At 74.0% G+C, this 26,742-nt stretch carries 25 protein-coding genes and 1 pseudogene; 3 read left to right on the top strand and 23 right to left on the bottom strand.

Features of this window, described 5'->3' with window-relative positions; genetic code table 11:
- Positions 1 to 100 precede the first annotated feature (100 nt).
- On the top strand, positions 101 to 1,942 hold the full coding sequence (locus BLW47_RS10935) for a hypothetical protein (protein WP_091555187.1): 1,842 nt from the start codon (positions 101 to 103) through the stop codon (positions 1,940 to 1,942).
- On the opposite strand, the gene BLW47_RS10940 is transcribed toward BLW47_RS10935, so the two are convergent.
- From BLW47_RS10940 to eno, 18 genes and pseudogenes are all read right to left on the bottom strand, one after another.
- Positions 1,939 to 3,279, bottom strand: coding sequence for an NAD(P)/FAD-dependent oxidoreductase (locus BLW47_RS10940; protein WP_091555777.1), 1,341 nt, complete (start codon positions 3,277 to 3,279; stop codon positions 1,939 to 1,941). The two genes, BLW47_RS10935 and BLW47_RS10940, sit on opposite strands and share 4 nt — an antisense overlap.
- 92 nt (positions 3,280 to 3,371) lie before the next feature.
- The gene (locus BLW47_RS10945; RefSeq protein ID WP_091555190.1) at positions 3,372 to 3,923 is read right to left on the bottom strand and encodes a hypothetical protein; all 552 of its coding nucleotides are present in this window, start codon (positions 3,921 to 3,923) and stop codon (positions 3,372 to 3,374) included.
- Positions 3,920 to 5,326 (bottom strand): DUF58 domain-containing protein, encoded by a 1,407-nt coding sequence (locus BLW47_RS10950; protein WP_091555192.1) that lies wholly within the window; start codon positions 5,324 to 5,326, stop codon positions 3,920 to 3,922. The genes BLW47_RS10945 and BLW47_RS10950 overlap by 4 nt, the downstream gene beginning before the upstream one ends.
- A gap of 68 nt (positions 5,327 to 5,394) precedes the next feature.
- A pseudogene (locus BLW47_RS10955) lies at positions 5,395 to 6,384 on the bottom strand (AAA family ATPase); the annotation flags it as partial.
- Positions 6,381 to 6,965 carry a hypothetical protein gene (locus BLW47_RS10960; RefSeq protein WP_091555195.1) on the bottom strand — a complete coding sequence of 195 codons (585 nt, stop codon included), beginning with the start codon at positions 6,963 to 6,965 and terminating at the stop codon, positions 6,381 to 6,383. The pseudogene BLW47_RS10955 and the gene BLW47_RS10960, both read right to left, overlap by 4 nt.
- A 22-nt stretch (positions 6,966 to 6,987) precedes the next feature.
- Entirely contained in the window at positions 6,988 to 7,698 is a 711-nt protein-coding gene (locus tag BLW47_RS10965) for a DUF4129 domain-containing protein (protein ID WP_091555197.1), read from the bottom strand.
- Between the two features lie 44 nt (positions 7,699 to 7,742).
- Positions 7,743 to 8,477 (bottom strand): uracil-DNA glycosylase, encoded by a 735-nt coding sequence (locus tag BLW47_RS10970; RefSeq protein WP_091555198.1) that lies wholly within the window; start codon positions 8,475 to 8,477, stop codon positions 7,743 to 7,745.
- A 76-nt stretch (positions 8,478 to 8,553) separates the two neighbouring features.
- Positions 8,554 to 9,246: a dienelactone hydrolase family protein gene (locus BLW47_RS10975; protein WP_091555200.1), complete on the bottom strand. Its 693-nt coding sequence runs from the start codon at positions 9,244 to 9,246 to the stop codon at positions 8,554 to 8,556.
- A gap of 165 nt (positions 9,247 to 9,411) precedes the next feature.
- Positions 9,412 to 9,966, bottom strand: coding sequence for an LppU/SCO3897 family protein (locus tag BLW47_RS10980; protein ID WP_139307243.1), 555 nt, complete (start codon positions 9,964 to 9,966; stop codon positions 9,412 to 9,414).
- Positions 9,967 to 10,043: 77 nt separating this feature from the next.
- Positions 10,044 to 11,042: an HAAS signaling domain-containing protein gene (locus tag BLW47_RS10985; RefSeq protein ID WP_091555203.1), complete on the bottom strand. Its 999-nt coding sequence runs from the start codon at positions 11,040 to 11,042 to the stop codon at positions 10,044 to 10,046.
- Positions 11,039 to 11,371 carry a PadR family transcriptional regulator gene (locus tag BLW47_RS10990; RefSeq protein WP_091555781.1) on the bottom strand — a complete coding sequence of 111 codons (333 nt, stop codon included), beginning with the start codon at positions 11,369 to 11,371 and terminating at the stop codon, positions 11,039 to 11,041. The genes BLW47_RS10985 and BLW47_RS10990 overlap by 4 nt, the downstream gene beginning before the upstream one ends.
- Before the next feature lie 204 nt (positions 11,372 to 11,575).
- Positions 11,576 to 11,953 (bottom strand): type II toxin-antitoxin system death-on-curing family toxin, encoded by a 378-nt coding sequence (locus tag BLW47_RS10995; RefSeq protein WP_091555205.1) that lies wholly within the window; start codon positions 11,951 to 11,953, stop codon positions 11,576 to 11,578.
- Complete coding sequence (locus BLW47_RS11000; protein ID WP_091555207.1) at positions 11,950 to 12,153, bottom strand: FitA-like ribbon-helix-helix domain-containing protein; 204 nt, start codon at positions 12,151 to 12,153, stop codon at positions 11,950 to 11,952. Before BLW47_RS11000 ends, BLW47_RS10995 begins: the two co-directional genes overlap by 4 nt.
- Positions 12,154 to 12,189: 36 nt before the next feature.
- Complete coding sequence (locus BLW47_RS11005) at positions 12,190 to 13,125, bottom strand: Ppx/GppA phosphatase family protein (RefSeq protein ID WP_091555209.1); 936 nt, start codon at positions 13,123 to 13,125, stop codon at positions 12,190 to 12,192.
- 38 nt (positions 13,126 to 13,163) lie between these two features.
- The gene (locus BLW47_RS11010) at positions 13,164 to 13,676 is read right to left on the bottom strand and encodes an amino-acid N-acetyltransferase (protein WP_091555211.1); all 513 of its coding nucleotides are present in this window, start codon (positions 13,674 to 13,676) and stop codon (positions 13,164 to 13,166) included.
- Positions 13,676 to 14,224, bottom strand: a complete 549-nt coding sequence (locus BLW47_RS11015; protein WP_091555213.1) for a DUF501 domain-containing protein — start codon at positions 14,222 to 14,224, stop codon at positions 13,676 to 13,678. The genes BLW47_RS11010 and BLW47_RS11015 overlap by 1 nt, the downstream gene beginning before the upstream one ends.
- 58 nt (positions 14,225 to 14,282) lie before the next feature.
- Positions 14,283 to 14,906 carry an FtsB family cell division protein gene (locus BLW47_RS11020; RefSeq protein WP_091555215.1) on the bottom strand — a complete coding sequence of 208 codons (624 nt, stop codon included), beginning with the start codon at positions 14,904 to 14,906 and terminating at the stop codon, positions 14,283 to 14,285.
- A gap of 31 nt (positions 14,907 to 14,937) precedes the next feature.
- Positions 14,938 to 16,221: a phosphopyruvate hydratase gene (gene eno, locus BLW47_RS11025; protein WP_091555216.1), complete on the bottom strand. Its 1,284-nt coding sequence runs from the start codon at positions 16,219 to 16,221 to the stop codon at positions 14,938 to 14,940.
- Positions 16,222 to 16,434: 213 nt separating this feature from the next.
- Between eno and BLW47_RS11030 the strand changes: the two genes are divergently transcribed.
- Positions 16,435 to 17,148: a hypothetical protein gene (locus BLW47_RS11030; RefSeq protein ID WP_091555218.1), complete on the top strand. Its 714-nt coding sequence runs from the start codon at positions 16,435 to 16,437 to the stop codon at positions 17,146 to 17,148.
- Between the two features lie 3 nt (positions 17,149 to 17,151).
- Here the strand turns inward: BLW47_RS11030 and BLW47_RS11035 are convergent, their stop codons facing one another.
- Both BLW47_RS11035 and pdxR read right to left on the bottom strand, forming a co-directional pair.
- Positions 17,152 to 18,768 (bottom strand): DUF885 domain-containing protein, encoded by a 1,617-nt coding sequence (locus tag BLW47_RS11035; RefSeq protein WP_091555221.1) that lies wholly within the window; start codon positions 18,766 to 18,768, stop codon positions 17,152 to 17,154.
- Positions 18,769 to 18,777: 9 nt separating this feature from the next.
- The gene (pdxR, locus tag BLW47_RS11040; protein ID WP_091555224.1) at positions 18,778 to 20,175 is read right to left on the bottom strand and encodes a MocR-like pyridoxine biosynthesis transcription factor PdxR; all 1,398 of its coding nucleotides are present in this window, start codon (positions 20,173 to 20,175) and stop codon (positions 18,778 to 18,780) included.
- A 67-nt stretch (positions 20,176 to 20,242) separates the two neighbouring features.
- On the opposite strand from pdxR, the gene BLW47_RS11045 reads away from it, so the two are divergent.
- Positions 20,243 to 21,238, top strand: a complete 996-nt coding sequence (locus BLW47_RS11045) for a DMT family transporter (protein ID WP_091555225.1) — start codon at positions 20,243 to 20,245, stop codon at positions 21,236 to 21,238.
- On the opposite strand, the gene BLW47_RS11050 is transcribed toward BLW47_RS11045, so the two are convergent.
- From BLW47_RS11050 to mfd, 3 genes are all read right to left on the bottom strand, one after another.
- Positions 21,196 to 22,188, bottom strand: a complete 993-nt coding sequence (locus tag BLW47_RS11050; RefSeq protein WP_091555227.1) for a nucleoside triphosphate pyrophosphohydrolase — start codon at positions 22,186 to 22,188, stop codon at positions 21,196 to 21,198. The two genes, BLW47_RS11045 and BLW47_RS11050, sit on opposite strands and share 43 nt — an antisense overlap.
- Before the next feature lie 14 nt (positions 22,189 to 22,202).
- A complete protein-coding gene (locus BLW47_RS11055; RefSeq protein ID WP_091555785.1) occupies positions 22,203 to 22,886 on the bottom strand; it encodes a hypothetical protein in 684 nt (227 codons plus the stop codon).
- Positions 22,887 to 22,982: 96 nt separating this feature from the next.
- Entirely contained in the window at positions 22,983 to 26,621 is a 3,639-nt protein-coding gene (mfd, locus tag BLW47_RS11060) for a transcription-repair coupling factor (RefSeq protein WP_091555229.1), read from the bottom strand.
- Positions 26,622 to 26,742: the final 121 nt, after the last annotated feature.

The raw sequence follows: 26,742 nt of genomic DNA on the forward strand, positions 1-26,742 counted from the left end.
CGTGACGGAGCATCGGGTACGCGACCGCAGACTGCCACGGTAGCGGGTCGGGGCCCACCGGGGCGCACCCGGCGGCGCTTCGGCACTAGGGTCGTAAGCCGTGAGCAGCACCGCCCCCGCCGCGCAGGACGCCGAGCCCGATATGGCAACGACGAACAGCGACCCGGACGCCGTGCCGTCCCGTGCCGGCCGCGCCCTGGCCGCACTCCGCCCCTACGCCCCCGACCTCGGGATCTGCCTGCTTTTCGTGTTGTTGGCCGGTTGGGTCACGCACGGTCTGTGGCCGGATCCGAACACCCGGGTCCTTGCGCTCAACCCCGAGGACCAGACGCTGTACGAGTGGTTCCTCGCCGCCGACAGCCGGGTCCTCTTCGGCGATTTCGCGCTGTTGACCGACCGGCTCAACGCCCCCGACGGCGTGAACATGATGGCCAACACGACGGTCATCGCGCTCGGCGCGCTCTTCTCGCCGGTGAGCGTCCTGCTCGGAGCGCCGGTGACGTTCGCGGTGATCGCCGGCGGCAATCTCGCGCTCAGCGCGATCGCCTGGTACCTGCTCTACTCGCGCACCCTGGGCGCGCACCGGCTGGCCGCGGCGCTCGGCGGCGGCTTCTGCGGCTTCGCGCCCGGCATGGTCTCGCAGTCCAACAGCCACCTGCACATGACCGCGCTGTGGCTGGTGCCGGTGATGGTGTGGCTGATCGTCCGGATGTTGCGCGCCGCCGACCCGCTCCGGCGGCCCGACGCCCCCGGCCGGGACCGGCGTCGGCTGGTCACCTCCGGGGTCGGGCTGGCCCTGACCGTCTCGGCGCAGGTCTTCATCGGCGAGGAGGTGCTGTTCCTCACCGCGCTCACCCTCGTCGTGATGACGATCGGGTACGCGGTCGCCCGCCCGTCGTACGCGCGACGGGTGCTGCCGGGCTTCGTGGCCGGCATGCTGATCGCCGTGGCGGTGGCGGTGGCGGTGCTCGCGTACCCGCTGTGGTTCCAGTTCGCCGGCCCACAGAGCGTGCCGAACGGCGTCTTCAGCCCGCACTACTTCTCCGCCGACCTCGCGAGCTGGGGAACCGTCTCCCCGCTGTCGGTGGCCGGCGCACCGGAATCCGCCCGGCTCAGCACCGGGCCGGCGGAGTACAACACGTTCCTCGGTTGGCCGCTGTTGCTGGTCGCGATCGCCGCGGTGGCCTGGCTGGGCCGCCGGCCGCTGGTGGTGGCGTGCACCCTGGCGGCGGTGGCGATGGCGGCCCTGTCGGCCGGGCCACGGATGGTGATCGACGGCCACCGCACCGACATCCCCGGCCCGTACGCGCTGCTGGTGGGGCTGCCGGTGGTGGACGGCGCGCTGCCGATGCGGTTCGCGCTCGCGTTGATCCCGATCGTCGCGACGATCCTGGTGCTCGCCGTCGACGAGGCGCGGCGGGCGAGCTGGCAGCCGGCCCGGCTGCTGGTGCCGGCGGCGGTGCTCGCGGCGCTGGCGCCGATCGTCCCCGCTCCGCTGCCCACCGCCGACCGGCCGCCGCTGCCGGAGTTCATCTCGGCCGGGCACTGGCGCTCCTGCGTGCGCCCCGGCGGCGTGCTGGTGCCCGTGCCGCTACCGACGCCGAAGGACCCGTGGCCGATGCGCTGGGCGGCGGCGGCCGACGCCGAGTTCCGCCTTCCCGAGGGCTTCTTCATCGGCCCGTACGCCCCGCAGGGGAAGGCGTCGATGGGGACGTACAAGCAGCCGACGTCGCTGCTGCTCAACGACGTCGGCACCGGCGGCACCCGGACGGTCGGGGACTTCGAGCGTCAGCAGGCGCAGCAGGACATCGCCTTCTGGGACGCGTCGTGCTTCGTGCTCGCCGACGGCACCCCGTACGGCGACAACCTGCGCGCCACCCTCGACTCCCTCTTCGGTCCAGGCGTCCGCGTCGCGGACGCCTGGACCTGGAAGGTGCGCTAGCGGCCCGCCCCGGCCTTGGGCTTGAGCTCCGGGGTCGCCTCGAGGAACTCCTCGCGCGGATCGTGCAGCTGGCCGAGCGAGACCGCCTCGCGCTTGAGCAGGAAGGCGAGCGACCAGTCGACGACCACCCGGACCTTGCGGTTGAACGACGGGATCCGGCTCATGTGGTAGGTCCGGTGCATGAACCAGGCGGGCAGGCCGGTCATCTTGACGCCGTACACCTGGGCCACGCCCTTGTGCAGGCCGAGGCTGGCCACGCTGCCGGCGTGCTTGTGCTTGTACGGCAGCGGCGCCTTGCCGCGGATCACCCGGCGGATGTTGTCGGCCAGCTGCGCCGCCTGGCGGACCGCGTGCTGCGCGCTCGGCGAGCAGTAGGCGCCCGGCGCCTTCGTCAGGTCGGGCACCGCGGCGCAGTCACCGGCGCTCCACGCCCCATCCACGACGCGGTCGCCGTCGACGACCTGCAGCGTGGGCAGGCAGGTGACCCGGCGCCGCTCGTCGCGGGGCAGATCGGTGGCGTCGAGCATCGGCGACGGCTTGACGCCGGCCGTCCAGACGATCGTGTCGGCCGGGAAGGAGTCGCCGTCGGAGAGCGTGACGATTCCGTCGACGCACGACTCCAGCCGGGTGTCGAGCCGGATGTCCATGCGCCGCTTGAGCAGCTCCTGCACCGTGTACGCGCCCATGTCCCGGTCGACCTCGGGCAGCACCCGCTGGGTCGCCTCGACCAGCACCCAGCGCATGTCCTCGGGGGCCAGCTCCGGGTAGTAGCGCAGCGCGTCCCGGGCCATGTCCTCCATCTCGGCCAGCGCCTCGATGCCGGCGTACCCGCCGCCGACGAAGACGAAGGTCAGCGCCCGCCGCCGGGTGGCCGCGTCCCGCGTCGCGGCGGCGACGTCGAGCCGGTCCAGCACGTGGTTGCGCAGATAGATGGCCTCACCGATGGTCTTGAAGCCGATGCCGTGCTCGCGCAGGCCGGGGATCGGCAGGGTCCGCGACACCGAGCCGGGCGCCACGATCACGTGGTCGTACTCGATCTCCCGCGCCGGGCCGACGATCGGCTGCACGGTCGCGACCTTGCGCGCGTGCTCGATCCGGGTGACCGTGCCCGACACGATCTGGCACTTGCGCAGCACGCGACGCAGCGGCACGACCGAGTGCCGGGGGGAGATGTTCCCGGCCGAGGCCTCGGGCAGGAACGGCTGGTAGGTCATGTGCGGCTGCGGGTCGACGACGATGACCTGCGCCTCCCGTGACCGCAGCTTCTGGGACAGACGCAGGGCGGCGTAGAGCCCGACATGCCCGGCACCGACGACAAGGATCCGCTGAGGAGTCACGTGAAGCATCTTTCCCCTGGGGGCCGTCGCCTACCCCATCCAGAGGGGCTTCTGTGACCGAGGACGCCGGTGTGAGCTGCGCGACTGGCCCGCTATCCGCGACGCAGCAACCGGGCCAGCAGCGCCGCGACGGCGACCGCCACGGCCAGGCCGGCCAGCGCCGCGGCGAGGAACGGACGGTCGCCGCCCCGACCGGCGACGAAGAGCAGCAGCACCGCCAGCACCGCCGAACCGAGCAGCACGCCGAGCGCCCGGGCGACCCAGCGGCCGACCATCTCGGGGGCGACGACCGCGTCGTAGGGCAGCGCCGCGGCGAGCGCCGCGAGGGTGTGCGTGAGGTAGAGGAACCCGGCCAGGCCGAGCAGGCGCCACAGCACCACCGGCTCGCCGTACCCGGTGGTCGCGAGCAGCCACCCGCCGACCGCGACCAGCACGACCACCGTCGGCGCCGCGCGGCGCGGCGCGAGCGCCGGCAGCGCGGCCACCGCCAGCAGGAGCAGCAGCGACCGGCCGGTGAGCAGCGGCACCGGGTACGCGAACGCGAAGCTCAGCAGCGCGCTGAGGAAGACCGCGACCCGTACCAGCACCGGCGCGAGGGTGGCGCGGTTCGCCGCGGTACGGAGCAGGCGCACCCGGTCGATCACCGCCCCACCGCCTTCGGCGCGGACGCCAGCCGCGCCACGTCGCGCAGCACCAGGTCGAGGCTCCCCGCGCCGGCCCAGGCGACGACCGGCACCCCGTGCTCGCGGAGTTGCCCGATCGTGTTCTCCCGGTCCAGTCGCCACATCCGGTGGGCGACCTCCGTCCACTGTCCGCGACGCGGCGGCGCGCTCTGCTCGGGCAGCGTGTCGACCGCGACGACGAACCGGCCGGAGCGGGCCAGCCGGGCCAGCATCGCCGCCGAACGCGGGTCGACCAGCGGCGTCAACACCACCACCAGGGCGTTGGAGGAGAGCAGATGCGGCCCGAACACCTCGTCGTACGGCTCGTACGGCGACGACTCGACCCGCACGTCGAGCAGCCACTCCAGCACCGTCAGGTACTGCCGTCGGCCGGTCGCGGGACGCAGCCGGCGCGCGGCCGGCCCGTACTCGAGCATCGAGACCCGGTCGCCGCGGTGCAGGTAGTGCTCGGCGATCGCCGCGGCCGCCCTCACGGTGGTGTCCAGCACGGACGCGCGGCCGTGCACGCCGCCGGAGCGCCCCGCCTCGGCGAGCACGTCGAGCAGGAGCACCACCTCGGCGTCCCGGTCGGAGAGCGTGGCGGCCACGTGCAGCTGCCGGGTCCGCAGCGAGACCCGCCAGTCCACACGGCGCAGCCGGTCGCCGGGGCCGAAGATCCGCACCCCGGCCAGCTCGCCGCCCTCTCCCGGCCGGCGCGAGCGGTGCCCGCCGACCAGCCCGGCGGCCCGCGGCATCGCCTCGTCCGCGTCGAACGGCTCGGTCACCGGGTAGACGCGGACCCCCCGGGCGCCGGTCAGCATCGACCGGCCGGCGAGCAGGCCGTCGCAGGCGGCCACCCGGGCGGCGGCCGGGCCGATCGGCTGTCTCCCCCAGCGCAGCGCGGTACCGCGCAACTCCAGCCCCACCTCGTCGTCCCGCTCCACCCGCACCGCGAACGGCCGGTCCGGCACACCCCGGGCCGGGCGCGCGTGGCCGGCGGGACCGGCGGCGTCGACCCGCAGCCACGGGGAGACCAGGGTGCGGACCACCACCAGGTCGTAGTGGACGCGATCCGGGTTGCCCACCGTCACCGTCGCGGTGACGACTCCCCCTTCGACCAGCTGCGCGTCGTCGGCGTCGAGCCGCACCAGCGGCGCGGCCGACGGGCGGCGCCGCATCGCGTACGCGGTGCCGAGCGCGAACGGGGTGGCGAGCACGACCAGGTCGACCCGGCCGAGCAGCACCCCGGCGATCAGGAGCAGCCCGGTCAGCAGCACCGCCCGGCCGAGTGCGCGGGTCGGCGCCCACTCCGGCGCCAACGCCTCCGGCTCGCCCGCGTCGGGGCCCGGCACCGCGGCCCGCAGCCGCGTCGCGGCGTCGGTCATGGCGCCGGGCGCCGCGACGGCTCGGGATCGGTCAGGTAGTCACCGCCGGGCCGCGGCGAAGGCCCGAACCCACCGGCGTACGTGGGCAGCGCGCCGCTGGCCGGGGCGGGCGTCTGCTCGAGGACCTCGGCGACCACGAAGGACGGGTCGACGCGGCGCAGCCACATCTCCGGGCGCAGCGTGATCCGGTGCGCCAGGGCCGGCACCGCGGACTCCTTGACGTCCTCGGGAATCACGTAGTCGCGGCCGGCGAGCGCGGCGCGGGCGCGGGAGAGCAGCAGCAGCGCGAGCGAGCCGCGCGGGGACGCGCCGACCAGCACCGAGCCGTGCTCGCGGGTCGCCGCGGTCAGCTCGACGATGTACCGGCCGATGGAATCCTCCACCACCACGTTCTCCAGCGCGGCCTGCATGGCGCGCAGCGTCGCGGCGTCCACCACCGGCTCCAGCTCGGCCTCCTCCTGCCGCCGCGACATCCGGCGACGGAGGACGTCCCACTCCTCCTCGCGGCCGGGATAGCCGAACGAGACCCGCAGCAGGAACCGGTCGAGCTGCGCCTCGGGCAGCGGGTAGGTGCCCTCGTACTCGATGGGGTTGGCGGTGGCCAGCACGTGGAACGGCGCGTCAAGCCGGTACGTCACGCCCTCCACCGAGACCTGCTTCTCCTGCATCGCCTCCAGCAACGCGGCCTGGGTCTTCGGCGGGGTGCGGTTGATCTCGTCGGCCAGCAGCAGGTTGGTGAAGACCGGACCCGCCCGGAAGGTGAAGTCGCCGCGACGCTGGTCGTAGAGGAACGAGCCGGTGACATCGGCGGGGAGCAGGTCGGGCGTGAACTGCAGCCGCCGGAAGTCCAACCCGAGCGCCTGGGCGAACGAGCGGGCGGTGAGCGTCTTGCCCAGGCCCGGCAGGTCCTCCAGCAGCACGTGGCCGCCGGCCAGGATGCCGGAGATCACCAGCTCCAGCGCCTCACGCTTGCCCACCACGACCGTGCCGACCGCGTCGAGCACCGCGCGCGCCAGCCGTCCCACCTCGACGGTCGGAACGGACACGGTCTCGTTCATAGTTCCTCCAATCGCGCGGCGATCGCCGCGCAGTCGCGGGGCGTCGGTTTGCGCGGTCTCGCGGCGGTCAGGAACTTCCACAACAGATCACCGAGCAGCGTACGGGCGCGAACCGGGTCGCTGGACCGGGTGCACCCGTGCCGCTGCCGCAGCCGCTCGTCCGCGAGCTCGCCGATCAGCGCCTGCACGGTCCGGGACAGGTCCCTGGTCTCCCCACCGACGCCGCCGAGCCGCCGCTCCCAGCCGGCCACCGCCGTCCGCAACCCGTCCTCCGGGCCCCAGTCGTAGCCCGCCGGATCGCCGCCGGAGCGGCGATAGCCGCCCGCGCGTCCGGGCGGCGGCGCCGCCACCTGTGCGGTGAACCGCCGCAACGTCAGCAGGGCCAGGAACCCGGCGAACACCACCACGACCGGGAGCCCCACCCCGACGATCCGCAGCCCGACCACGGTGACCGCGGTGAGGCCCAGCGCGATGAGGACCGTCCACACCCACGGGCCCAGTCCCCGGCGCGGCGCGTGCCGCGCGGGCGGCGGCTCCTCCTCGTGGTGCAGCAGGTCGTCGATGCTCGCGATCTCGCTCATGCCACCGCCCCGCCGCGCCCCGTCACGACGCGGCTCCCGCGGTCAGCTCCGTGCGGAGCCGCTGCAGCGCGGTACGGGCCTGCGCCCGCATCCGCTCGTCGACGGCGTGGGTGGCGTACCGCGCCTCCCGGTAGACGTGCGCGAAGGCGGCGAGGACCTCGGCGCTGACCACGGCCGGCCCGCCGTCCGGTCCGTGCCCGGAGAGCAGCCGGGTGACGAGGTCGGTCGGGGTGTCCCCGATCTTGCGGGGCGTGCCGGCGGCGGCCGCCGCCTGCTCGAGCCGCACCCAGCAGGCGATCACCGCCCGGCGCGGATCGGCGTCGGAGTCCGACAGGTCCACCAGGCCGGCGTCGAGCGCCGCGACCACGTCCGCGGCGGTACGGGTCGCCGAGCTCCGGGCGGAGCGTGCCCGGTCGCGCCGCCGGAGCAGGTCGCGGAGGGTCGCGCGGAGCACCAGCGCCATGACCACGATCACCGCCGCGACGCAGAGCGCGATCGCGGCGGTTGCGATCCAGTCCGGCAGCTCCGTCTGCTCGGCCGCGGCCACGGCCTGCGGCGACGCGGTGGGCGCGGTGGGCGGCTCCGCGTAGTCCGGCAGCGCGGGCACCTCCTCGATCGGCCGCTCGACGCGGGTGAAGCGCAGCGACGAGTGCGCGGCCGCGACGGCGGCGAGGCCGAGCAGCAGCGCGACCGCGGTCAACGGCCAGAGGCGACGGAGAGCGGCGAAATCCATCGTGGACTACGACCCGGACGCCGGCGGACGGGGAGGCGGCGCCATCACGGCACCCCGGCGAGCGTCTTCGCCCGGGCGAACACCTCGTCCAGCATCGCCGGGGTCAGCCGGCCGGTGAACGTGTTCTGCTGGCTCACGTGGTAACTGCCCAGCAGCACGGGCAGCCCCGGCTCCGACCAGTGCGTCCCGTGCCCGAAGACCGGGCGTGGCGTCGGCGGCCGTACGCCGTACGCGGCGGCCATCGCGGGCCACCACGCCGCCCAGGCGAACGCGCCGAGCGCGACCACGACGCGCAGCGTCGGGCGGATCAATTCGAGCTCGCGGTGGAACCAGGGCGCGCAGGTGTCGCGCTCGACCGGCGTCGGCTTGTTGGCCGGTGGGGCGCACCGGACGGCCGCGAAGATCCGGGTGTCCCGGAGCGCGAGCCCGTCGTCGAGCGCGACGCTGGTCGGCTGGTTGGCGAGCCCGGCGCGGTGCAGTGCGGCGAAGAGCACGTCGCCGGAGCGGTCGCCGGTGAAGATCCGGCCGGTGCGGTTGCCGCCGTGCGCGGCCGGCGCGAGCCCGAGGATCGCGATCCGCGCGTCGGCCGTGCCGAATCCGGGCAGCGGCCGGCCCCAGTACTCCTGGTCGCGGAACGCCGCCCGCCGCGTCGCGGCCACCTCCTCCCGCCACGCGACCAGGCGCGGGCAGGCGTAACAGCCGGAGATGGCACCGTCGAGCTCCGTGAGATCGCTCGCGAGCCGCGCCCGGGCGGCGACGTCGGCCGCGGTACGGCTCACCGGATTTCTCACCTCGCTCACGCGTCGGCGCGCCCCCGGGCGGGTAGCGCGTGTGCCGATCCGACCGGCGGCGCGGTCAGCCGAGCCGCGTCCGCAGCAACTCCAGCGTCCGCGCCCACGCGCTGGAGGACGCCGACCGATCGTAGACCTCCGGCCGATCGTCGTTGAAGAACGCGTGCCGGGTGCCCGGGTAGTCGTAGAGCGTGCACTCGCCGCCGGCCTTCTCGATGCACTCCTTCGCGGTCCGGATGCCCTCGGCGGCGGACGTGCCGTCCTCCTCGGAGCAGTGGATCAGCGCGGCCTTGCCGGCGTAGTCGGACCACTCCGGCCGCATCCGCTCCCACGGCAGGGCCGGATAGAACCCGACGGTGGCGACGATCCGATCGGAGAGCGTCGCCGACCAGAGCGCGAGGCTGCCCCCGGCGCAGAACCCGACCGCGCCGACGTTGCCACTCACCTCCGGCCGCTGTACGAGGTAGTCGGCCGCGCCCGCGATGTCCCGCGCGGCCTGATCCATGGCCAGTCCCATCAGCAGCCGGCGCGCGTCGTCGGGCTCGCCGGTTCGCGCCCCGCGGTACAGGTCGGGGGCGAGCGCGACGAAGCCCTCGGCGGCGAAGCGGTCCGCCACCGCGGTGATGTGCGGGACGAGCCCCCACCACTCCTGGATCACGATGACCGCCGGGCTCCCCGCGCCACTGTCGACGGCCGGCAGCGCGAGATATCCCTGGCTGGTGCCCCCGTTGCTGCGATAGGTCACCATTTCGCCCATCGGCCGTCCTCCTGTCGGTCAGTCATCGTTGGCTGGTCGCACAGTGGCGCTCGTGTGTGCGGGTAGCCTGCCACGGCCGAGCGGGACGGGGAAGGCGACGGCGACGTGGCGTACGCCTCCTTCTGATCTGGCATACGCCACGCCGCCGTTTTAGGGGGGAACCGGTTACTTCTTGATCGGCTCCAGGCACAGCACGTAGCCCTTCTTGCCCTCCTTGCCGCTCCACACGGCGGACTCGGCGGTCGGGTAGGCCGTGCAGGGGTTGTCGCTGAGGTCGAACTGGGCCTGCGTCATGCCGTCCACCTTGCCCAGCAGCTTGTTGTTCGCCGCGGCGTCGCCGCACTCGACCAGCTCGGTGTCGTCTTCGGACTTCACCGCCAGGCAGTCGCCCGCCTTCGCGTCCTCGAACTTGTCGCCGAAGAAGACGGCCCCGATCGCGCTGGCGAGCCCGAACTTCAGCGCGGCGACGACCACGAAGGCCACGACCGCGGTCAGGATGCCGGCCAGCTTTTTGCCGGCGCCCGACTTGTGCGGCGGCTCGACCGGCGCCCCCGCGGTGTACGGCGGGACCGGAGCGCCCGGCGGCACCGGCGCGCCCGGCGGCGGGAAAGCGCCGGGCTGCGGCGGGACCGGGCCCCCGGCCTGCGGCGGGACCGGCGCGCCGGGCGGCGGCACCGGAGCCGCGGGCGTGGACGGGGGCGGGGTGACCTGCTCAGACACGAATAATCCTCTCAGGAAACTTTCAGCGCAGGCCACCGTAGCGATCGGACTTCCGCCCCGCTACCCCGTGTCGGGTTTCAGCCAGTGGCCGACGGCGTCGGCGTGGCGGCCGGTGTCGGGCTCCCGGACGGCGCCGGGGTCGCGGATGGAGCGACCGGGACCGACGGCGGTCCCGGGGCGGCCGGCGGGACCGCGGGAGCCGTGGCGGTGGGAGCGGCGCCGCCGACCCGGAACGGCGCCTGCGCCGGGCAGTACGGATAACCCGGATGCCGCATCTTGTCGAAGGCCCCCATGTCCGCCTCGGGACACCACGGGTATCCGAGCCGGATGGGCTCACCGTTCTGGTCGAAGAGCCGCGCATTCTCCACCAACCGGCCCTCGCCGTCGTAGACGTAGACGTCCTGGACGTGCGAGTACGGGTTGTCGTTGAAGGACGGCGTGTAGTAGCCGCCGGAGCGGGCCCGACCGTCCACCTGCGCCAGCGCGACGAGGGCGAAGAAGGCCAGGAACACGGTGCCGACGGTGAGCGCGTACCGCGGCCAGCGGGTCAGCCGGCCGGTGCGCCGGCCCAACCAGATCGAGCCGAGCACACACGCGACGAGCAGCAGCAGCCCCGCGAGCCCGCTGTCGCCCAGCCGGGGCAGCAGACCCGAGTGGCCGCCACTGATCTCCGACACGAACAGCGCCACGAGGTAGCCGCGCAGTACCCACCAGGCCGGCCGGAGCAGGCGCAGGTACTCGCTGGCCGTGGCGTACCCGATGAGGGGGCCGGCCTTGACGTCCACCGCCCGCGCCCGGCGGCGCAGCCGCGCCACGAGCGCGGCGATCCGGGCGTCCAGGTCGCGGGCCGGCGCGTCCGGCGGCGCGATGCCGGCGGCGGCGCGCAGCTCCGCGGCGTACGCCTCCGGCGGCCCGAGCCGGTCGGCCAGCGGGCCGTCGGTCTCCGCCGCCACCTCGGCGAGGTGTTCGGGCAGCTCCTCCAACAGCTCGTCGCGGGCCGCCGGCGGCAGGTCGGCGAGGGCCGCGCGGACGGCCTCGACGTAGCGCGCGATCTCTGACTGCTCCGTGACGGTCACGCCGCCACCCCCCGATCGTCGAGCAGACTGTCCATGGTGGATGCGAAGGCCCGCCACACCTTGCCGGAGCGGTCGAGCTGGTCCCGGCCGGCGGCGTTGAGGGCGTAGTACTTGCGGTGCGGCCCCTCCTCGCTCGGGACCACGTAGGTCGTCAGCAGCCCGGCGTTGAAGAGCCGGCGCAGCGTCCCGTACACGGAGGCGTCGCCGATCTCTTCGAGACCGGCGGCGCGCAGGCGGCGCATGATGTCGTATCCGTAGCCGTCCTCGGCACGCAGGACGGCGAGGACCGCGAGATCCAGCACCCCTTTGAGCAACTGGGTGGTGTCCACGTCGGACACGCTACTTCGCAATGCGAGGTAGCGTCAAGAGCACAGTACTTGCGATACGCGGGGATCAGCGTCGATCTTCGATCGCGTGAACGAGCCGTGATCGACGGGGAATCCCTTGATCGAAAGGCGCGCGGGAGAGAGAACAGTCAGGCGAGCGACCAGGCGATGCCGTCCGGCATCTGCGACAGGATCTGTGCGGATGGATCAGACATAAAGCTTGCGGAGCTCCCGGGCGATGTCGGGCACCTCGGTGAGCGTTCCGCTGGCCACCGACATCACGAGAGCCTCGGCTTGGTCAACATCAACGTCCTGAACCGGCACCTCGTTGAGAGCCAGGAAAACGCGCGCCGCCGCCCAGGCGAGACGCTTGTTTCCGTCGATCAGCGCGTGGTTCATGCAAACCGAGTGGAGCAGCGCGGCGGCCTTGCTCCAGAGGTCGGCGTACGCCTCCTGGCCGAACGCCACGGTGGCCGGGCGGACCACCGCCGAGGAGAGCAAACCGAAGTCACGGACCTGCGGTGCTTCACCCAACACAATCGAGGCGATCTCCACGAGGTCGTCGACCTCGAGGTAACTGATCACTCCGCCAACCGCCGCAACAGTTCGGCGTCGCGCAGCGCAACCTCCCGCGCAAGATCCCGCACCTTCGCGCGACGGCTGTGCGCCGAGACGTACTCCTCAAGCGCCACGACGATGGTGGCGTTCATCGACCGGTGCTCCCGCTCGGCGAGCTGCTTGAGCCGCTCGTGCAGCCCTTCAGGCAGATTGACCGTGGTGACCATATGGAAATCATACCGGCCACACGCTGGGAAAACTACCTATCCTGCGGTCTCCGCGAGGCTCCAGGCGATGCCGTCGAGGATGTCGTGCTCGCTGGCGACCATCGACGTCATGCCGGCGCGCTCCATGATGATCCGCAAGACCAGCGCCCCCGCGCCGATCACGTCGGCCCGCCCCGGATGCATCACCGGGATCTCCATCCGCTGCGCCACCGACCGCCCGAGCAAATCCGCGGTCACCTTCGCCACCTCGTCGTACGAGACGCGCGCCCGGTGGATCCGCTCCGAGTCGTACGCCGGCAGCCCGAGCGCGATCGCCGCGACCGTGGTGACCGACCCGGCGACGCCGACCAGGGTCGCCGCGTCGCGCCCCGGCACGGCGGCGAGCGCCCGGTCGACGACCGCGGTGACGTCCGCCTCGGCAGCGGCGATCTCCTCGGCGGTGGGCGGGTCGCTGCGCAGGTGCCGCTCGGTCATCCGGACGCACCCGATGTCGACGGAGATCGCCCCGTGCACGGTCGTGTCGCCGAGGACGAACTCGGTGGAGCCGCCCCCGATGTCGACCACCAGGTAGGGCGGGCGGGCGTCGGCCGCCAGCCCGCGCACCGCACCCGTGAAGGAGAGCCGCGCCTCCTCGTCGCCGGTGACCACCTCGGGCGGCACGCCGAGCGTCGCCGACACCATCGCCCGGAACTCCTCGGCGTTCTCCGCGTCGCGCGAGGCGGAGGTGGCGCACATCCGCACCCGCCGTGCCCCGAGCGACTCGATCTCCGCCGCGTACGCGGCCAGCGCGACCCGGGTGCGCTCGATCGCGGCCGCGGAGAGCCGGCCGGTCCGGTCCACCCCCTCGCCGAGCCGCACGATCGTCATGCGCCGGACGACGTCGACGAGCGGCGCGTCCGGACCGGCCCCGGCCGGGGGCAGGTCGGCCACGAGGAGCCGGATGGAGTTCGTTCCGCAGTCGATCGCCGCCACTCTGGTCGTCACGCCGCCAACCCTACGAGAGATCGCGGCTACAGGTGGAGGAGCATGCGGGTGTTGCCGAGGGTGTTGGGCTTGACCCGCTCCAGCTCCAGGAACTCCGCGACCCCCTCGTCGTACGAGCGCAGCAGCTGCTCGTAAACCGGCTGCGGCACCGGGGCGCCGTCGATCTCGACGAACCCGAACGAGCCGAAGAACCCGGTCTCGAAGGTGAGCACGAAGACCCGCGCCACCCCGAGGTCGCGGGCCACCGCGAGCAGCTCGGCGACGATCTGGTGCCCGATCTTCATGCCCCGGCACTCCGGGTCGACCGCGACCGTGCGGATCTCGGCCAGGTCCTCCCACATCACGTGCAGCGCCCCGCAGCCGACGATCGCGCCATCGGACTCCCGGACCGCCACCCAGAACTCCTGGATGTCCTCGTAGAGCGTGACGGTGGCCTTGTCGAGCAGCTTGGGTCCGGGACCGCGGTAGGTGTCGACCAGCCGGCGGATGCCGCGCACGTCGGCGGTGCGGGCCCGCCGCAGCGCCACTGCGGACCCCACTAGCCCGGCTCCACGCACGGGCCGGCCAGCCACCACGGCTCGATCAGCGCGAGCGTCTCGTCGCCGAACGGGTTGACGCCGGGGCCCGCGGCCAGCGCGTGCCCGAGGTGCACGTGCAGGCACTTCACCCGGCCGGGCATCCCGCCCGCCGAGATGCCGGCGATCTCCGGGACCTCGCCGATCGCCTCGCGCCGCGCCAGGTAGTCCTCGTGCGCGGCGCGGTACCGGGCGGCGAGCTCGGGGTCGGCGGCGAGCCGGTCGGCCATCTCCTTCATCACCCCCGCCGACTCCAGTCGGCTGCACGCGCTGGTCGCGCGGGGGCAGGTGAGGTAGTAGAGCGTCGGGAACGGGGTGCCGTCGGCCAGCCGCGGCGTGGTCTCGACGACGTCGGGGTTGCCGCAGGGGCAGCGGTGCGCGACGGCCCGGGTGCCGCGCGGCGGGCGTCCGAGCTGCTCGGCCACCGCGGCGAGGTCCCGCTCCGTGGCCGGTTGCCGCTCCGGCGGAGGTACGACCTCAGCGGCCGGCTGCTCCGGCGGTACGACGGTCATACGGTTGATCTCCGTTCGCGACTGCGGGGCCCGCTCCGCGCACGCCTCGCGTTCACGATCACCCGTTGGGCCTTTCGGTGTTGGCGGCCTGGATGCTCGACCACAGCGTGTCCCGCCAGGGCTCCGGGGGCTGCGTCCTGGCCGCGGCGGGGTCGATGCCAGCGTCCCGCGCCGCCCCCTCCGGGTCGGAGAGGACCACCATCGGCATCTCACCCGGGTAGACCATGTAGAAGCGCTTGCGGGCCTGGATGCGGACGTACTCGTCGTCCTTCCACTTCGCCGCCTCCTCGGTCAGCTCCCCGATCTTCTGGCGCTGCGCCTCCTGGGCGGCCTCCATCCGGGCGATCTCGGACTGCTGGCTCAGGTAGAGCCGCACCGGGTAGGTGTAGCCGAGGGCCAGCGTGACGAGGACGGCGATCAGGACGGTGGCCCGGCCCGTGAAGCGGCGTGGCTGGGGGGCGGAGGTGCGCTTGGCTGCGCCACCGGCCGCCGCCCGGCGGGCCGCCGCGGGGCGGCTCGCCGAGCGCACGGCGTCGGCGGAGCGGCCGGACGCGGGGGTGCGACCAGCGGCGGCGCGCGGCTCGACCCGCGAGCCGCGGACGGCGCCGCGGGTCCCGCCGCGGCCGGGCTGTCCCGGCCGGCGGGCCGGACCCTGCCCGCTCGGCGTACGGCGTTGCGTCATCGCCGTGGCACCCCCTCCCCCGTCGCCAGGTTTACGCGGAACGGTACCGCGGGAACGCGGAGGCGCCGGCGTAGCGCGCCGCGTCCGCCAGCTCCTCCTCGATGCGCAGCAGCTGGTTGTACTTCGCCACCCGCTCGGAGCGGGCCGGCGCGCCGGTCTTGATCTGGCCGCAGCCGGTCGACACCGCCAGGTCGGCGATCGTGGTGTCCTCGGTCTCGCCGGAACGGTGGCTCATCATGCAGCGGAAGCCGTTGCGGTGGGCCAGGTCGACCGCGTCGAGGGTCTCGGTCAGCGAACCGATCTGGTTCACCTTGACCAGGACGGCGTTGGCGGCGCGCTCGGCGATGCCGCGGCTGATCCGCTGCGGGTTGGTGACGAACAGGTCGTCGCCGACGATCTGGATCTTGTCGCCGAGCGCCGCGGTGAGCGTCGCCCAGCCGGCCCAGTCGTCCTCGGCGAGCGGGTCCTCGATGGACACGATCGGGTACGTCTCGGCCAGCTTCGCGTAGTAGTCCGTCATCTCCTCGGACGACTTCTTGGCGCCCTCGAAGACGTACGCGCCGTCGGAGTGGAACTCCGTGGCGGCGACGTCCAGCGCCAGCACGATGTCGGCGCCGAGCCGGTAGCCGGCGGCCTCGACGGCCTCGGCGATCAGATCCAGGGCGGCGGCGTTGGTCGGCAGGTTGGGGGCGAAGCCGCCCTCGTCGCCGAGCCCGGTGCCGAGCCCCTTCTTCTTCAGCACGGACTTGAGCTTGTGGTAGACCTCGGCGCCGGAGCGCAGCGCGTCCCGGAAGGTCGGCGCGCCGATCGGCGCGATCATGAACTCCTGCACGTCGACGTTGGAGTCGGCGTGCGCCCCGCCGTTGAGGATGTTCATCATCGGCACCGGCAGCACATGCGCGTTGGGGCCGCCCAGGTAACGGAAGAGGCTCAGTTCGGCGCTGGCGGCGGCCGCCTTGGCCACGGCGAGCGACACGCCGAGGATCGCGTTCGCGCCGAGGGCGGACTTGTCGGGGGTGCCGTCGATGTCGAGCATCCGCTGGTCGATCAGGCGCTGCTCGCTGGCCTCGTACCCGATCAGCTCGTCGACGATCCGGTCCTCGATGTTGGCGACGGCGCGCTCGACGCCCTTGCCGTTGTAGCGCTCGGTGTCGCCGTCGCGCAGCTCGATCGCCTCGAACGCGCCGGTCGACGCGCCGGACGGCACGGCGGCGCGGGCGATGGTGCCGTCGTCGAGCCCGATCTCGACCTCAACGGTCGGGTTGCCGCGCGAGTCGAGGATCTCCCTGGCGACGATTCCCTCAATGGTGGCCACTGTCGTGTCGCTCCTCGTGGTCGTTCTCCGGGTCGCGACGGTGCGACCGTTACCGGTGGTCAGCGTATCGGGCCGGCCCGTGGCGCCGGTCACTGCCTCCACACCGCACCGTCGGCGCGGCCGCACTGCGTACTGACGGATATTCCAGACCAACCACCCGGAGATTGCCAACCGGATTGCGCCGACGTGACGCCATGAACAAGGCTGATCCGCATGCCTGCTCCGTCACGCCTGACCCGGACCCTGCTGCTGTGCGCCGCCGCGGGGACGCTCATCGCCGGCGCGGGCTGTCAGACCCTCGACGACGCCGGTCAGGTGATCGGTCGCGCAGATCTGGTCAACGACCTCGCCGCCCGGCTCGACCACTCCGGCGAGCTCACGTACGCCGCGGACTACCAGCTCGCCGGGGCGGCCACCGCGACGATCGCCCGTACGCCGCAGCCACCGCGCTCGGCCTACATCTACCCCGGCGGCCGGGTGATCGTCACCGACGAGGGGACCACGGAGTGCCGCGGCGCCGGGACGGGCAGCACCTGCACGGTGACGCCACCCCCGTCGCCGGGCGCCAGGCCCCCGGCGACGGTCTTCGCCGACGCGGCGCAGCAGGGTCTCGTCACCCCGACCGTGGTGATCGGACTGCTGACCGCCGCCGCCCTCGACGCCGACGCGATCATCAAGCAGCACGACACCACCATCGCCGGCCGGCACGCCACCTGCGTGCAGGTGCAGCAGGTGAAGAACGCGGCGGCGTCGAGCTTCGACGCCTGCATCACCACCGACGGCGTCCTCGGCAGCTTCGCCGGGGTGGTCGGCGGGAAGCACGTCGACATCGCGATGAGCCGCTACCGGGAGTCCGTCGACGCCGCGGCCTTCGAGCCGCCCGGCGACGCGCGGATCGTCGACCGCCGGGCGGGGGCCGCGCGGTAGCGCCTAGGTGTTGAGCAGCGTCCACAGGTGGCGCGGCGGCGGCGAGCCGTGCGCCAGCATCGCGTCGTGCCACTGCCGCTGCGTGGTGCCCGCGGGGCGGGCGGCGGCGATCTCGGCGACCTCGGAGTAGCCGACGAAGTACGTGGAGAGCTGCGTCGAGGTGAGCAGCGCCCGGCGCCACTTGCCGGCCGCCTCCCCCTCCTCCTGGAAGCCGCGCCCGGTCATCAACGCCATCGCCTCCGCCTCCGGCAGCTCCTCGCAGTGCACGAGCTGGTCGAGGATCGCGTTGATGCTCATCCGCAGCTGCATCTTCAGCTGCTGCAACCGCACCGGCAGCCCGCCGAACCCGTGCCGGGTCATCAGCTCCTCGGCATAGACGGCCCAGCCCTCGACGAACGGGCCGGAGTAGCCGATCGCCCGCACCCGGGTGGTGCCCGCGAACCGCCGGGCGTGCGCGAGCTGCAGGAAGTGTCCCGGCATCGCCTCGTGCACGGTCAGGTTGCGGATCATGTGGTCGTTGTACTCGCGGTAGAACGACTCGACGCGCTGCGCCGGCCAGTCGGCCGGGGTGGGCGCGATGCAGTAGAAGGTCGGCACGGCCGCGGTCTCCAACGGGCCGGGCGGGTCGCAGTAGGCGACCACGACCCCACGCGCGAACTCCGGCATCTCCTGGATCACGCACGGATCGTCGACCAGCGACACCAGCTGGTGTTCGTCGACGAACCCCGTCGTCTCCTCCATCGTGTGCCGGGCCAGCTCCACGATCGAGGCGTCGTCGGGGTGCTCGGCGGCGAGCAGGTCGAGCGCGCGGCGGACCGATTCGTCGCTCGCCGGGCCGTCGGCCAGTTCGGCGGCCGCCTCCCGGAGTTCGCCGGTCACCCGCTCCAGGTTGATCTCGGCGCGGGACAGCACCTGCGCGGCGGAGAGCTCGGTGTCCAGGGTGTGCCAGAGCCGCGCCTCCCAGAGCCGCCGTCCGAGCCGCGGGTCGCGCCCCGGCTTCCCGGCGGCCAACCCCGCGCGCAGCCACGCCACGAAACCGTCCAGCGCGGCGACCGCGTCGGCGGCCACCGGCTCGACGGTGGCCCGCAGCCCGGGGGCCGCGGCGAGCAGCCCGGGCAGCTCGTCCCGGATCAACGCCGCGGTGCCCGCGAACTGGCCGAGCGCGGTCTCGGCGTGGATCCGCGGCACGTCGCGCAGCGTGGCCCGGGCGGTGGCCAGCGCGTCGGGCACCGCGGCGAGCCGACCGGCGAGGCTGGCCAGACGGACGTCGACCGGCGCGAACGGCCGCGCGATCAGGGCGTGCAGCAGCGGCCCCGGGTTGTGCGCCAGCGGGTTCCACTCGTGCTCGCGCACCTCGGTCCGCTCGAAGAGCCGCCGCTCCACCATGGCGGTCAGCACCGCGTGGTCGACGCGCTCCTGCGGGTCGAGCGCGTCGTCGTCCACCCCGGAGAGCGCGCCGGCGGCGTCGCGCAGCATCGCCACCTCCTCGGCGACCGCGCCGGCGGACAGGTCCGGCAGCCGGTCGTCGCCGCGGTGGTCGCCGGCGTCGGCGGCGAGCGCCGGGCTGCTGTCCAGGAGGGCGTCGACGATCCGCTCGGCGAGCGGCACGAACTGCGGCATGAGGAGAATCTAGGGGACGAGCGCGGCGAGCGCGCGCACCGCGCGGGACAGCTCGTCCGGGGTGTGCGCGGCGTACCCGAGGACCAGACCGGGCGGGCCGCCGGGCACGATCCGGAGTCGGCGCAGCGGCAGCGGCCCGAGCCCGACCGCGTACGCCGCCCGGGCGAGCGCCTCGTCGTCGACCCCGTCCGGCAGCTCGACGACGAGGTGCAGCCCGGCGGCGACCCCGGAGACCCGGGCGGCGGGCAGGTGCCGGCGCAGCTGGTCGACCAGCGCGTCGCGACGCGCCCGGTACACCCGGCGCACCCGCCGCAGGTGCCGGTCGTAGCCGCCGGCGGCCAGCAGTTCCGCGAAGGCGAGCTGCTCCAGGACCGGACCGCCCAGGTCGGCGATCTCCTTGCCGGCGAGCACCGCCGCGCGCAGTCGGGGCGGCACGGCCAGCCACCCCAACCGCAGCCCGGGGGCGAGCCCCTTGCTGGCCGATCCCACGTACGCCACGTGCTCGGGCGCGAGCCCCTGCAGGCAGCCGACCGGGTCGCGGTCGTACCGGAACTCGGCGTCGTAGTCGTCCTCGACGATCAGGCCGCCGGTGCGCCGCGCCCAGGCCAGCAGCGCCGAGCGGCGCGCCGGGGAGAGCACCACCCCGGTCGGGAACTGGTGCGCCGGGGTGACCAGCACCGCGGGCAGGCCGGCACGGTCGAGCGCGGCCGGGTCCAGACCGTCGGCGTCGACCGGCAGCGGCACCGTACGCAACCCGTGCCCGTGCAGCTCGTCGCGCACCCCGACGCTGCCCGGTTCCTCCACGCCGACCGCGTCGTGCCCGTCCGCGCGCAACGCCGCGGCGAGCAGCCCGAACGCCTGCGCCGCCCCGGTCGTCACGACCAGGTGATCCGGCGCGATCCGCGCTCCCCGCACCCGCCCGAGATAGCCCGCCAACTCCCCGCGCAGCCGCGGCGCCCCCGCCGGATCCCCGTACCCGAGCTCGTCGTCCCGCACTCCCCGCACCGCCCGCTCGTACGCCCGCACCCACCAGCCCCGCGGAAACCGCGACAGGTCCGGCACCCCCGGCCGCAACACCCGCCGATCCCGATGATCAGGGACCAGCTCCGGCGTGTCGTCGGCGTGGCGCGTGCTGTCGCCCCTGATCACGGGGATCTCGGGGACCCCGGCGACGGTCGTGCCGGCCCCGCGACGGGCAACCACCCGCCCCTCCGCGACGAGCTGCTCGTACGCCTCGACCACCACGCCGCGCGACACCCGCAGGTCGGCGGCGAGATCGCGGCTGGAGGGCAGCCGGGTCCCCGGCGCCAGACGGCCGGTGGCGATCGCCTCGCGGAGCTCCGCGGTGAGCTGCGCGGCCAGCGGCCGGGTACGGTCCAGCGCGACCAGCGCCTCCAGCACCGACATTTGGTCCTCCAAAAGGCGCCGCGGATGGCCCTGCCCTGCGGACCAATGTCGACCCTAGCGTCGACCCGTGACCTCGGAGAATCTTCGCGCCACCCTGCTCTGCGTCTTCGGCATGGTGATCGTCGGCAGCTCGGTCTCGCTCAGCCAACTGATCCTGGACTATCCGCCGCTGACCGGGCAGGCGGCCCGGTACGCGCTGGCCGCGCTGGCGCTCTTCGGCATCGCCCGGGTATTCCCCCGGCTGGGCGCGGCCGCGCCGGCCGCCCACCCGACCCCGCCGCCGGGGCCGCGCGCCGGCCGCCGGGCGCCGCTGCGGCCGCGCCCGTCCGGCACCCGCCCGACGCCGCGCGAGCGGGGCATCCTCGCCCTGCTCGCGGCGACCGGGCTGGCCGCCTTCAACGCCTGCATTCTGGTCGCGCTACCGCACGCGGACGCGGCCGCCGTGGGGACCGTCATCGGCGCCGCGCCGCTGGGCCTCGCGCTGCTCGGGCCGCTGCTGCGCGGTCAGCGCCCGACGCTCCGGCTGGTCGCCGCGGCCGGCATCGTGGTCGCCGGCACCGCCGCCGTGCAGGGCGCCGGCCGGACCGACGCCGTCGGCCTGCTCGCCGCGCTCGGGGCGCTCGGCGGCGAAATCGCGTTCTCGCTGCTCGCCGCGGCCGTGCTCCCGCGCCTCGGTCCGGTGCGGGTGGCCGCGCACAGCTGCGCGCTCGCCGTACCCCTGCTGCTGGTGGCGGCGGTCCCGGCCGGTGAGCCGGGTCGGTGGCGACTGCCCACCCCGGTGGAGGCGGCGACGCTCGGCTACCTCGCCGCGTTCATGACGGTGCTCGCGTTCCTGGCCTGGTTCACCGGGCTGCGCCGGCTCGGCGTGGAGCGGGCCGGCATGATCGTCGGGGTGATGCCGCTGGCCACGCTGGCCACCGCCGCCGTGCAGGCGGGCCGGCTGCCGGACCCCGGTCAGACCCTCGGCGTCCTGGTGGTGGCGCTCGGGCTGGCGCTCGGCCTCACCACCCGCGGCGGCGGTCAGTCGGTGGAGCGCTCGGCGGCGCGCACGGCGTCGGCGTAGGAGAGGGCGGCGCGACGCAGCGCCGCCTCCGCGTCGATCCCGGCCGCCTGGGCACGGGCGACGATGGACAGCAGGGCGGCGCTGAGGGTCTCCTCGGTCTCCAGGCGGACCTCCGGCAGGCCGGGCGGGGGCGCCGGCCGCGGCGGCTCGACCCCGGCCCGGGACGCGCGCTGCAGGATCTTCGCCGCCAGCGCCAACGCCGGCTGGGTCAGCGCGATCCCGTCCATCGCCGAGCCGCGCGCCTTCTCCGCGCGCTTGATCTGATCCCAGTTCTCGGTGATCTCCTCGACCGTGCCCGCCGGCGCCCCCGCGAAGACGTGCGGGTTGCGCCGGATCATCTTCTCGACCAGCCCGCCGGCGACGTCGTCGACGCTCCAGCGCTCATCCTCCGGAAGCTCCTCGGCGAGGCGGGCGTGCAGCACCACCTGCAGCAGCACGTCCCCCAGCTCCTCGCGCAGCGCCGCGAGGTCGCCGGCCGCGATCGCGTCGTACGCCTCGTACGCCTCCTCGAGCAGGAACTGCGCCAACGTCGAGTGCGTCTGCGCCCGCTTCCACGGGTCGCCACCCGGCGAGACGAGCCGGTCCATCACGGCGACCGCGTCGAGCAGCCGCGCCCCCGCCGGATCCCACGAGCCGTACATCAACTCCAGCTCGGCCAGGCCCGGCTCGCGCGCCAGCCGCAGCCCGAGCCGGCGCGCCAGCTCCTCGTCGCCCGCCGGGCCGGCGAGCCAGACGACGGTGCCGTGCGCGGCGACCGCGTCCAGCAGCTCATCGACGGGCCCGGGCCCGACCACGGTGACGGCGGCGCCCGCGGTCCGCAGCGCCGCGGTCAGCTCGCTCTCCGCGGCGGTCAGCACGGGATGCCGGCGTACGGCGTCCCAGGCGGCCGCGCTCAGCAGGCCGGCCGGCAGCCGGGGCGAGGTGACCAGCAGGACGACTCGTCCGGTCATGGGCGGAGGCCCGCTCAGCGGCGGTCGATCACCGAGTCGGCGCCGGGCTCACCCAGCGGCACACCGACCGCCGCGGCGTTGTCCTGGAAGCGCAGCAACGGGAACTCCAGCGGACGGTACCGCGGGTTCACCGTGACGTCGTGGTCCGCCACCGCCTCGTTGAGCGCGTTACGCCGGGCCAGCTCGCCGCGGAGCGTCTCGCCGTCGAGGCGCTGCACCGCCTGCTCGTCGGTGACCTCGGCCGGGATCGCCCCGGCCTCCCGGCCCCGGCGCACCAGCTCGGCCAGCTCCTCGGCCGTCGGCGTGACCGGCGCACCGGCCCGAACGCGCATCAGGCAGGTCTGCAGCCGCGCCGACTCCTCCGCGAAGGTCGTGGTCGGCGGCACCTGCAGCGCCTGCGCCATCTGCTCGGGCGTGATCGCCGGCTGCCCCGGCTGCGCGGGCTGCGGATTCAGCCGCTTGCACACCTCGCCGAGCACCAGCGTGCTCACGACCACGCCGCGCGAGGGCGGCTTGATCTCCGCGTTGTCGCCGAGCTGCTCGGCCACGTCGTCGACGATCGCGGTCACCCGGTCCTCGGTGATCTTCGTATCGCCGACGTACGCGGCGACGCCGGGCTCGGAACGGCAACCGGTCAGGGCGAGGACGCCGACCGCCGTGATGACGGGGATCGACGCCAGACGACGGGCACGCTGCATGGTCGACACTCTCTCATGGGCCGTTGACCGGTTCCGGGTCGGGTGTCCCCCTCCCGCGCTCCATCATGCGCGACGCGGAACCGGCCCGGCGGCAACCTACGCGGAGAGCGCCGGCACCGGGTCGCCGAGCACGTCGCGGAGCAGCTGCGCGCACCAGTCGAGCAGCGCCTGGTCGCGCAGCGGCTCCCCGCCGACCCGCCGGGTCATCGGCCGCGGCACGCTCACCTGGTCGGTCACCGACTTGTAGACCGCGTCCGGGTGGTAGCGCTTGAGTCGCATCTGCTTGGAGTCCGGCAGCGGCATCGGGCCGAACCGCACGTGCTTGCCCTGCACCGACACGTCGGTCAGCCCGTACGTGCGGGCGAGCAGACGGAACCGGGCGACCGCGACCAGGTTGGCGACCGGCTCCGGCGGCTCGCCGTACCGGTCGGTCATCTCGGCGACGATCTCCTTGAGCGCCGTCTCGTCGCGCGCCTCGGCCAGCTTGCGGTACATCTCCAGGCGCAGCCGCTCCACGCCGACATAGTCGTGCGGCAGGTGCGCGTCGACCGGCAGATCGACCTTCACCTCGGGCTGCTCCTCCGGGCGCTCGCCCTTGAACGCCTGCACGGCCTCGCCGACCATCCGCACGTACAGGTCGAATCCGACGCCCTCGATGTGGCCGGACTGCTCGCCGCCGAGCAGGTTGCCGGCGCCGCGGATCTCCAGGTCCTTCATCGCCACGTACATGCCGGCGCCCAGCTCGGTGTGCTGGGCGATCGTCGCCAGCCGCTCGTGGGCGTGCTCGGTCAGCGGCTTCTCCGGTGGGTAGAGGAAGTAGGCGTACGCGCGCTCCCGGCCGCGGCCGACCCGGCCGCGGATCTGGTGCAGCTGGGACAGACCCAGCATGTCGGCGCGCTCCACGATCAGGGTGTTGGCGTTCGGGATGTCGATGCCGGACTCGACGATCGTGGTGCAGACCAGGACGTCGAACTCCTTCTCCCAGAAGCCGACCATCACCTTCTCGAGCGCTTCCTCGCTCATCTGGCCGTGCGCGACCGCGACCCGCGCCTCCGGCACCAGCTCCCGGATCCGCCGCGCCGCCTTCTCGATCGTGTCCACCTTGTTGTGCAGGTAGAACACCTGCCCGTCGCGGAGCAGCTCCCGGTGGATGGCCGCGGCCACCTGCCGGTCGTCGTACGCCCCGACGAAGGTCAGCACCGGGTGCCGCTCCTCCGGCGGCGTGGCGATCGTCGACATCTCCCGGATTCCGGTGATCGCCATCTCCAGCGTCCGCGGGATCGGCGTGGCGGACATGCTCAGCACGTCGACCGCGGCCCGCAGCTGCTTGAGGTGCTCCTTGTGTTCGACGCCGAAGCGCTGCTCCTCGTCGACGATCACCATGCCGAGGTTCTTGAACCGGGTCGACTTCTGCAGGATCCGGTGGGTGCCGATGACGATGTCGGCGGTGCCCTCGGCGGCCATCTCGACCGTCTCGGTGGCCTCCCGCGGGGTCTGGAAGCGCGACAGCTGCCGGATCTCCACCGGGAACTGGCTCATCCGCTCGGCGAACGTGTTGTAGTGCTGCTGCACGAGCAGGGTCGTCGGCACCAGCACCGCCACCTGCTTGCCGTCCTGCACCGCCTTGAACGCCGCGCGCACCGCGATCTCGGTCTTGCCGTAGCCGACGTCGCCGCAGATCAGCCGGTCCATCGGCACCGACTGCTCCATGTCCCGCTTGACCTCCTCGATCGCGGCGAGCTGATCGGGGGTCTCGGTGTAGGGGAACGCGTCCTCCAGCTCGCGCTGCCACGGCGTGTCGGGCCCGAAGGCGTGTCCCTTCGACGCCTTGCGCGCCGCGTAGAGCTGGATCAGCTGGGCGGCGATCTCGCGCACCGCCTTGCGGGCCCGCGCCTTGGACTTCTGCCAGTCCGAGCCGCCCATCTTGTGCAGCGCGGGGGCCTCCCCACCCACGTACCGGGACAGCTGGTCCAACTGGTCCGTGGGGACGAAGAGCCGATCACCGGGCTGCCCCCGCTTCGACGCGGCGTACTCGATCACCAGGTATTCGCGGTCCGCGCCGTTGACGGTGCGCTGCACCAGCTCCACGTACCGGCCGATGCCGTGCTGCTCGTGCACCACGTAGTCGCCGGCCCGCAGCTCCAACGGGTCGATGGTGTTGCGCCGCCGGCTCGGCATCTTGCGCATGTCGCGGGTCGACGAGCCCCGCCCGCCGGTCACGTCGTTGCCGGTGACGATCGCGAAGCGGGAACCCTCGTCGACGAAACCGTGGTTGAGCGAGCCGCAGGTGACGATCAGCTCGCCCGGCCCGGGCGGCGTCGTGATCGCCTCGGCGGTCGTCGCGCCCAGCCCGGCGTCGCGCAGCACCTCCACGGCGCGCTGCGCCGGGCCCTTGCCCTCGAAGACCAGCGCCACCGACCAGCCGTCGCCGACCCAGCGCTTCAGGTCGTCGACCACGCGGCCGGTGTCGCCGTGGTAGAGCGGCGTCGCCTGCGCCGCGAGCGTGATCGCCTCACCCCGGTCGGCGGTCACGGTCGTCGGCAGCTCCGGCTCGTCCCGCCACGGCTCCTCGGTCCGCGCCGGCCCCGCCTCCGTCAGACCGAACGGCGACAGCGACCACCAGGGCTGGCCCAGCTCCAGCGCGGTCGCACGGACCTCCGCCAGGCTCTTGAACGCCGCCGCGCCGAGGTCGATCGGGGCCTGGCCGCCGGCCGCGGCCGCGGCCCAGCTCGCCTCCAGGAACTCCGCGGAGGTACGGACCAGGTCGTGCGCCCGGGTGCGGATCCGCTCCGGGTCGCAGAGCAGCACGTGCGTCCCCTCGGGCATGCAGTGCAGCAGCAGCTCCAGCGAGTCGCCGCCGCCGAGCAGCGCCGGGGCCAGCGACTCCATCCCCTCGACCGGGATGCCCTCGCCGAGCTTGTCGAGGATCTCCGCGAGCTCCGGGTGCTGGTGCGCCAGCGTTCGTGCCCGTTCGCGCACCTCGTCGGTGAGCAGCAGCTCGCGGCAGGGCGGCGCCCACAGCCGCTCGACCGACTCGATGGTGCGCTGGTCGGCGACGGCGAAGGTGCGGATCTCCTCCACCTCGTCGCCCCAGAACTCCACCCGCGACGGGTGCTCGTCGGTGGGCGGGAAGACATCGAGGATGCCGCCGCGGACCGCGAACTCACCGCGCTTGGTGACCAGGTCGACGCGGGCGTACGCCATGTCGGTCAGCCGGCGGGCGACCTCCTCCAGCTCCGCCTCGGCGCGCGGTGCGAGCCGCACCGGTTCCAGGTCGCCGAGCCCCTTCAGCTGCGGCTGCAGCACCGACCGGACCGGGGCGACCACCACCCGCAGCGGGCCGGTCGCGCCGTCTCCGGCCTCGGCGTCGGGGTGCGCCAGTCGACGCAGCACGGCCAGCCGCCGGCCGACGGTGTCGGAGCGGGGCGAGAGGCGCTCGTGCGGCAGCGTCTCCCACGACGGGTAGACCGCCACCTGCTCGCCCGGCAGCAGGCAACCGAGCGCGGCGGCCAGGTCGTCGGCCTCCCGCGTGGTGGCGGTGACCGCCAGCACCGGTCGGCCCGCTCCCTGTGCCTGGGCCGCGGCGGCGACCGCGGCGACCGTGAACGGGCGCAGCGCCGCGGGCGCGGTCAGGTTCAGCCCGTCGGCGTCGGCGCCACCGGCGCGCGCCAGATCACGGGCGCGGGCCAGCCCCGGGTCGCCGAGGGCGGCGGTGAGCAGGCCGGCGAGCTGCATGCGGGTTCACTTCCTTGCACAGGCGCGCGACGAGGACCCCGCGCCCAGCTCGGACGGGGGGTTTGTCCCCAGCCTAGTCCGCCGGCGACCCACCGCCCACCGGACCACCGGCCCGGCCGCC

This window comes from Micromonospora pattaloongensis (assembly GCF_900107255.1).
Taxonomy (GTDB): Bacteria; Actinomycetota; Actinomycetes; order Mycobacteriales; family Micromonosporaceae; genus Micromonospora_I; species Micromonospora_I pattaloongensis.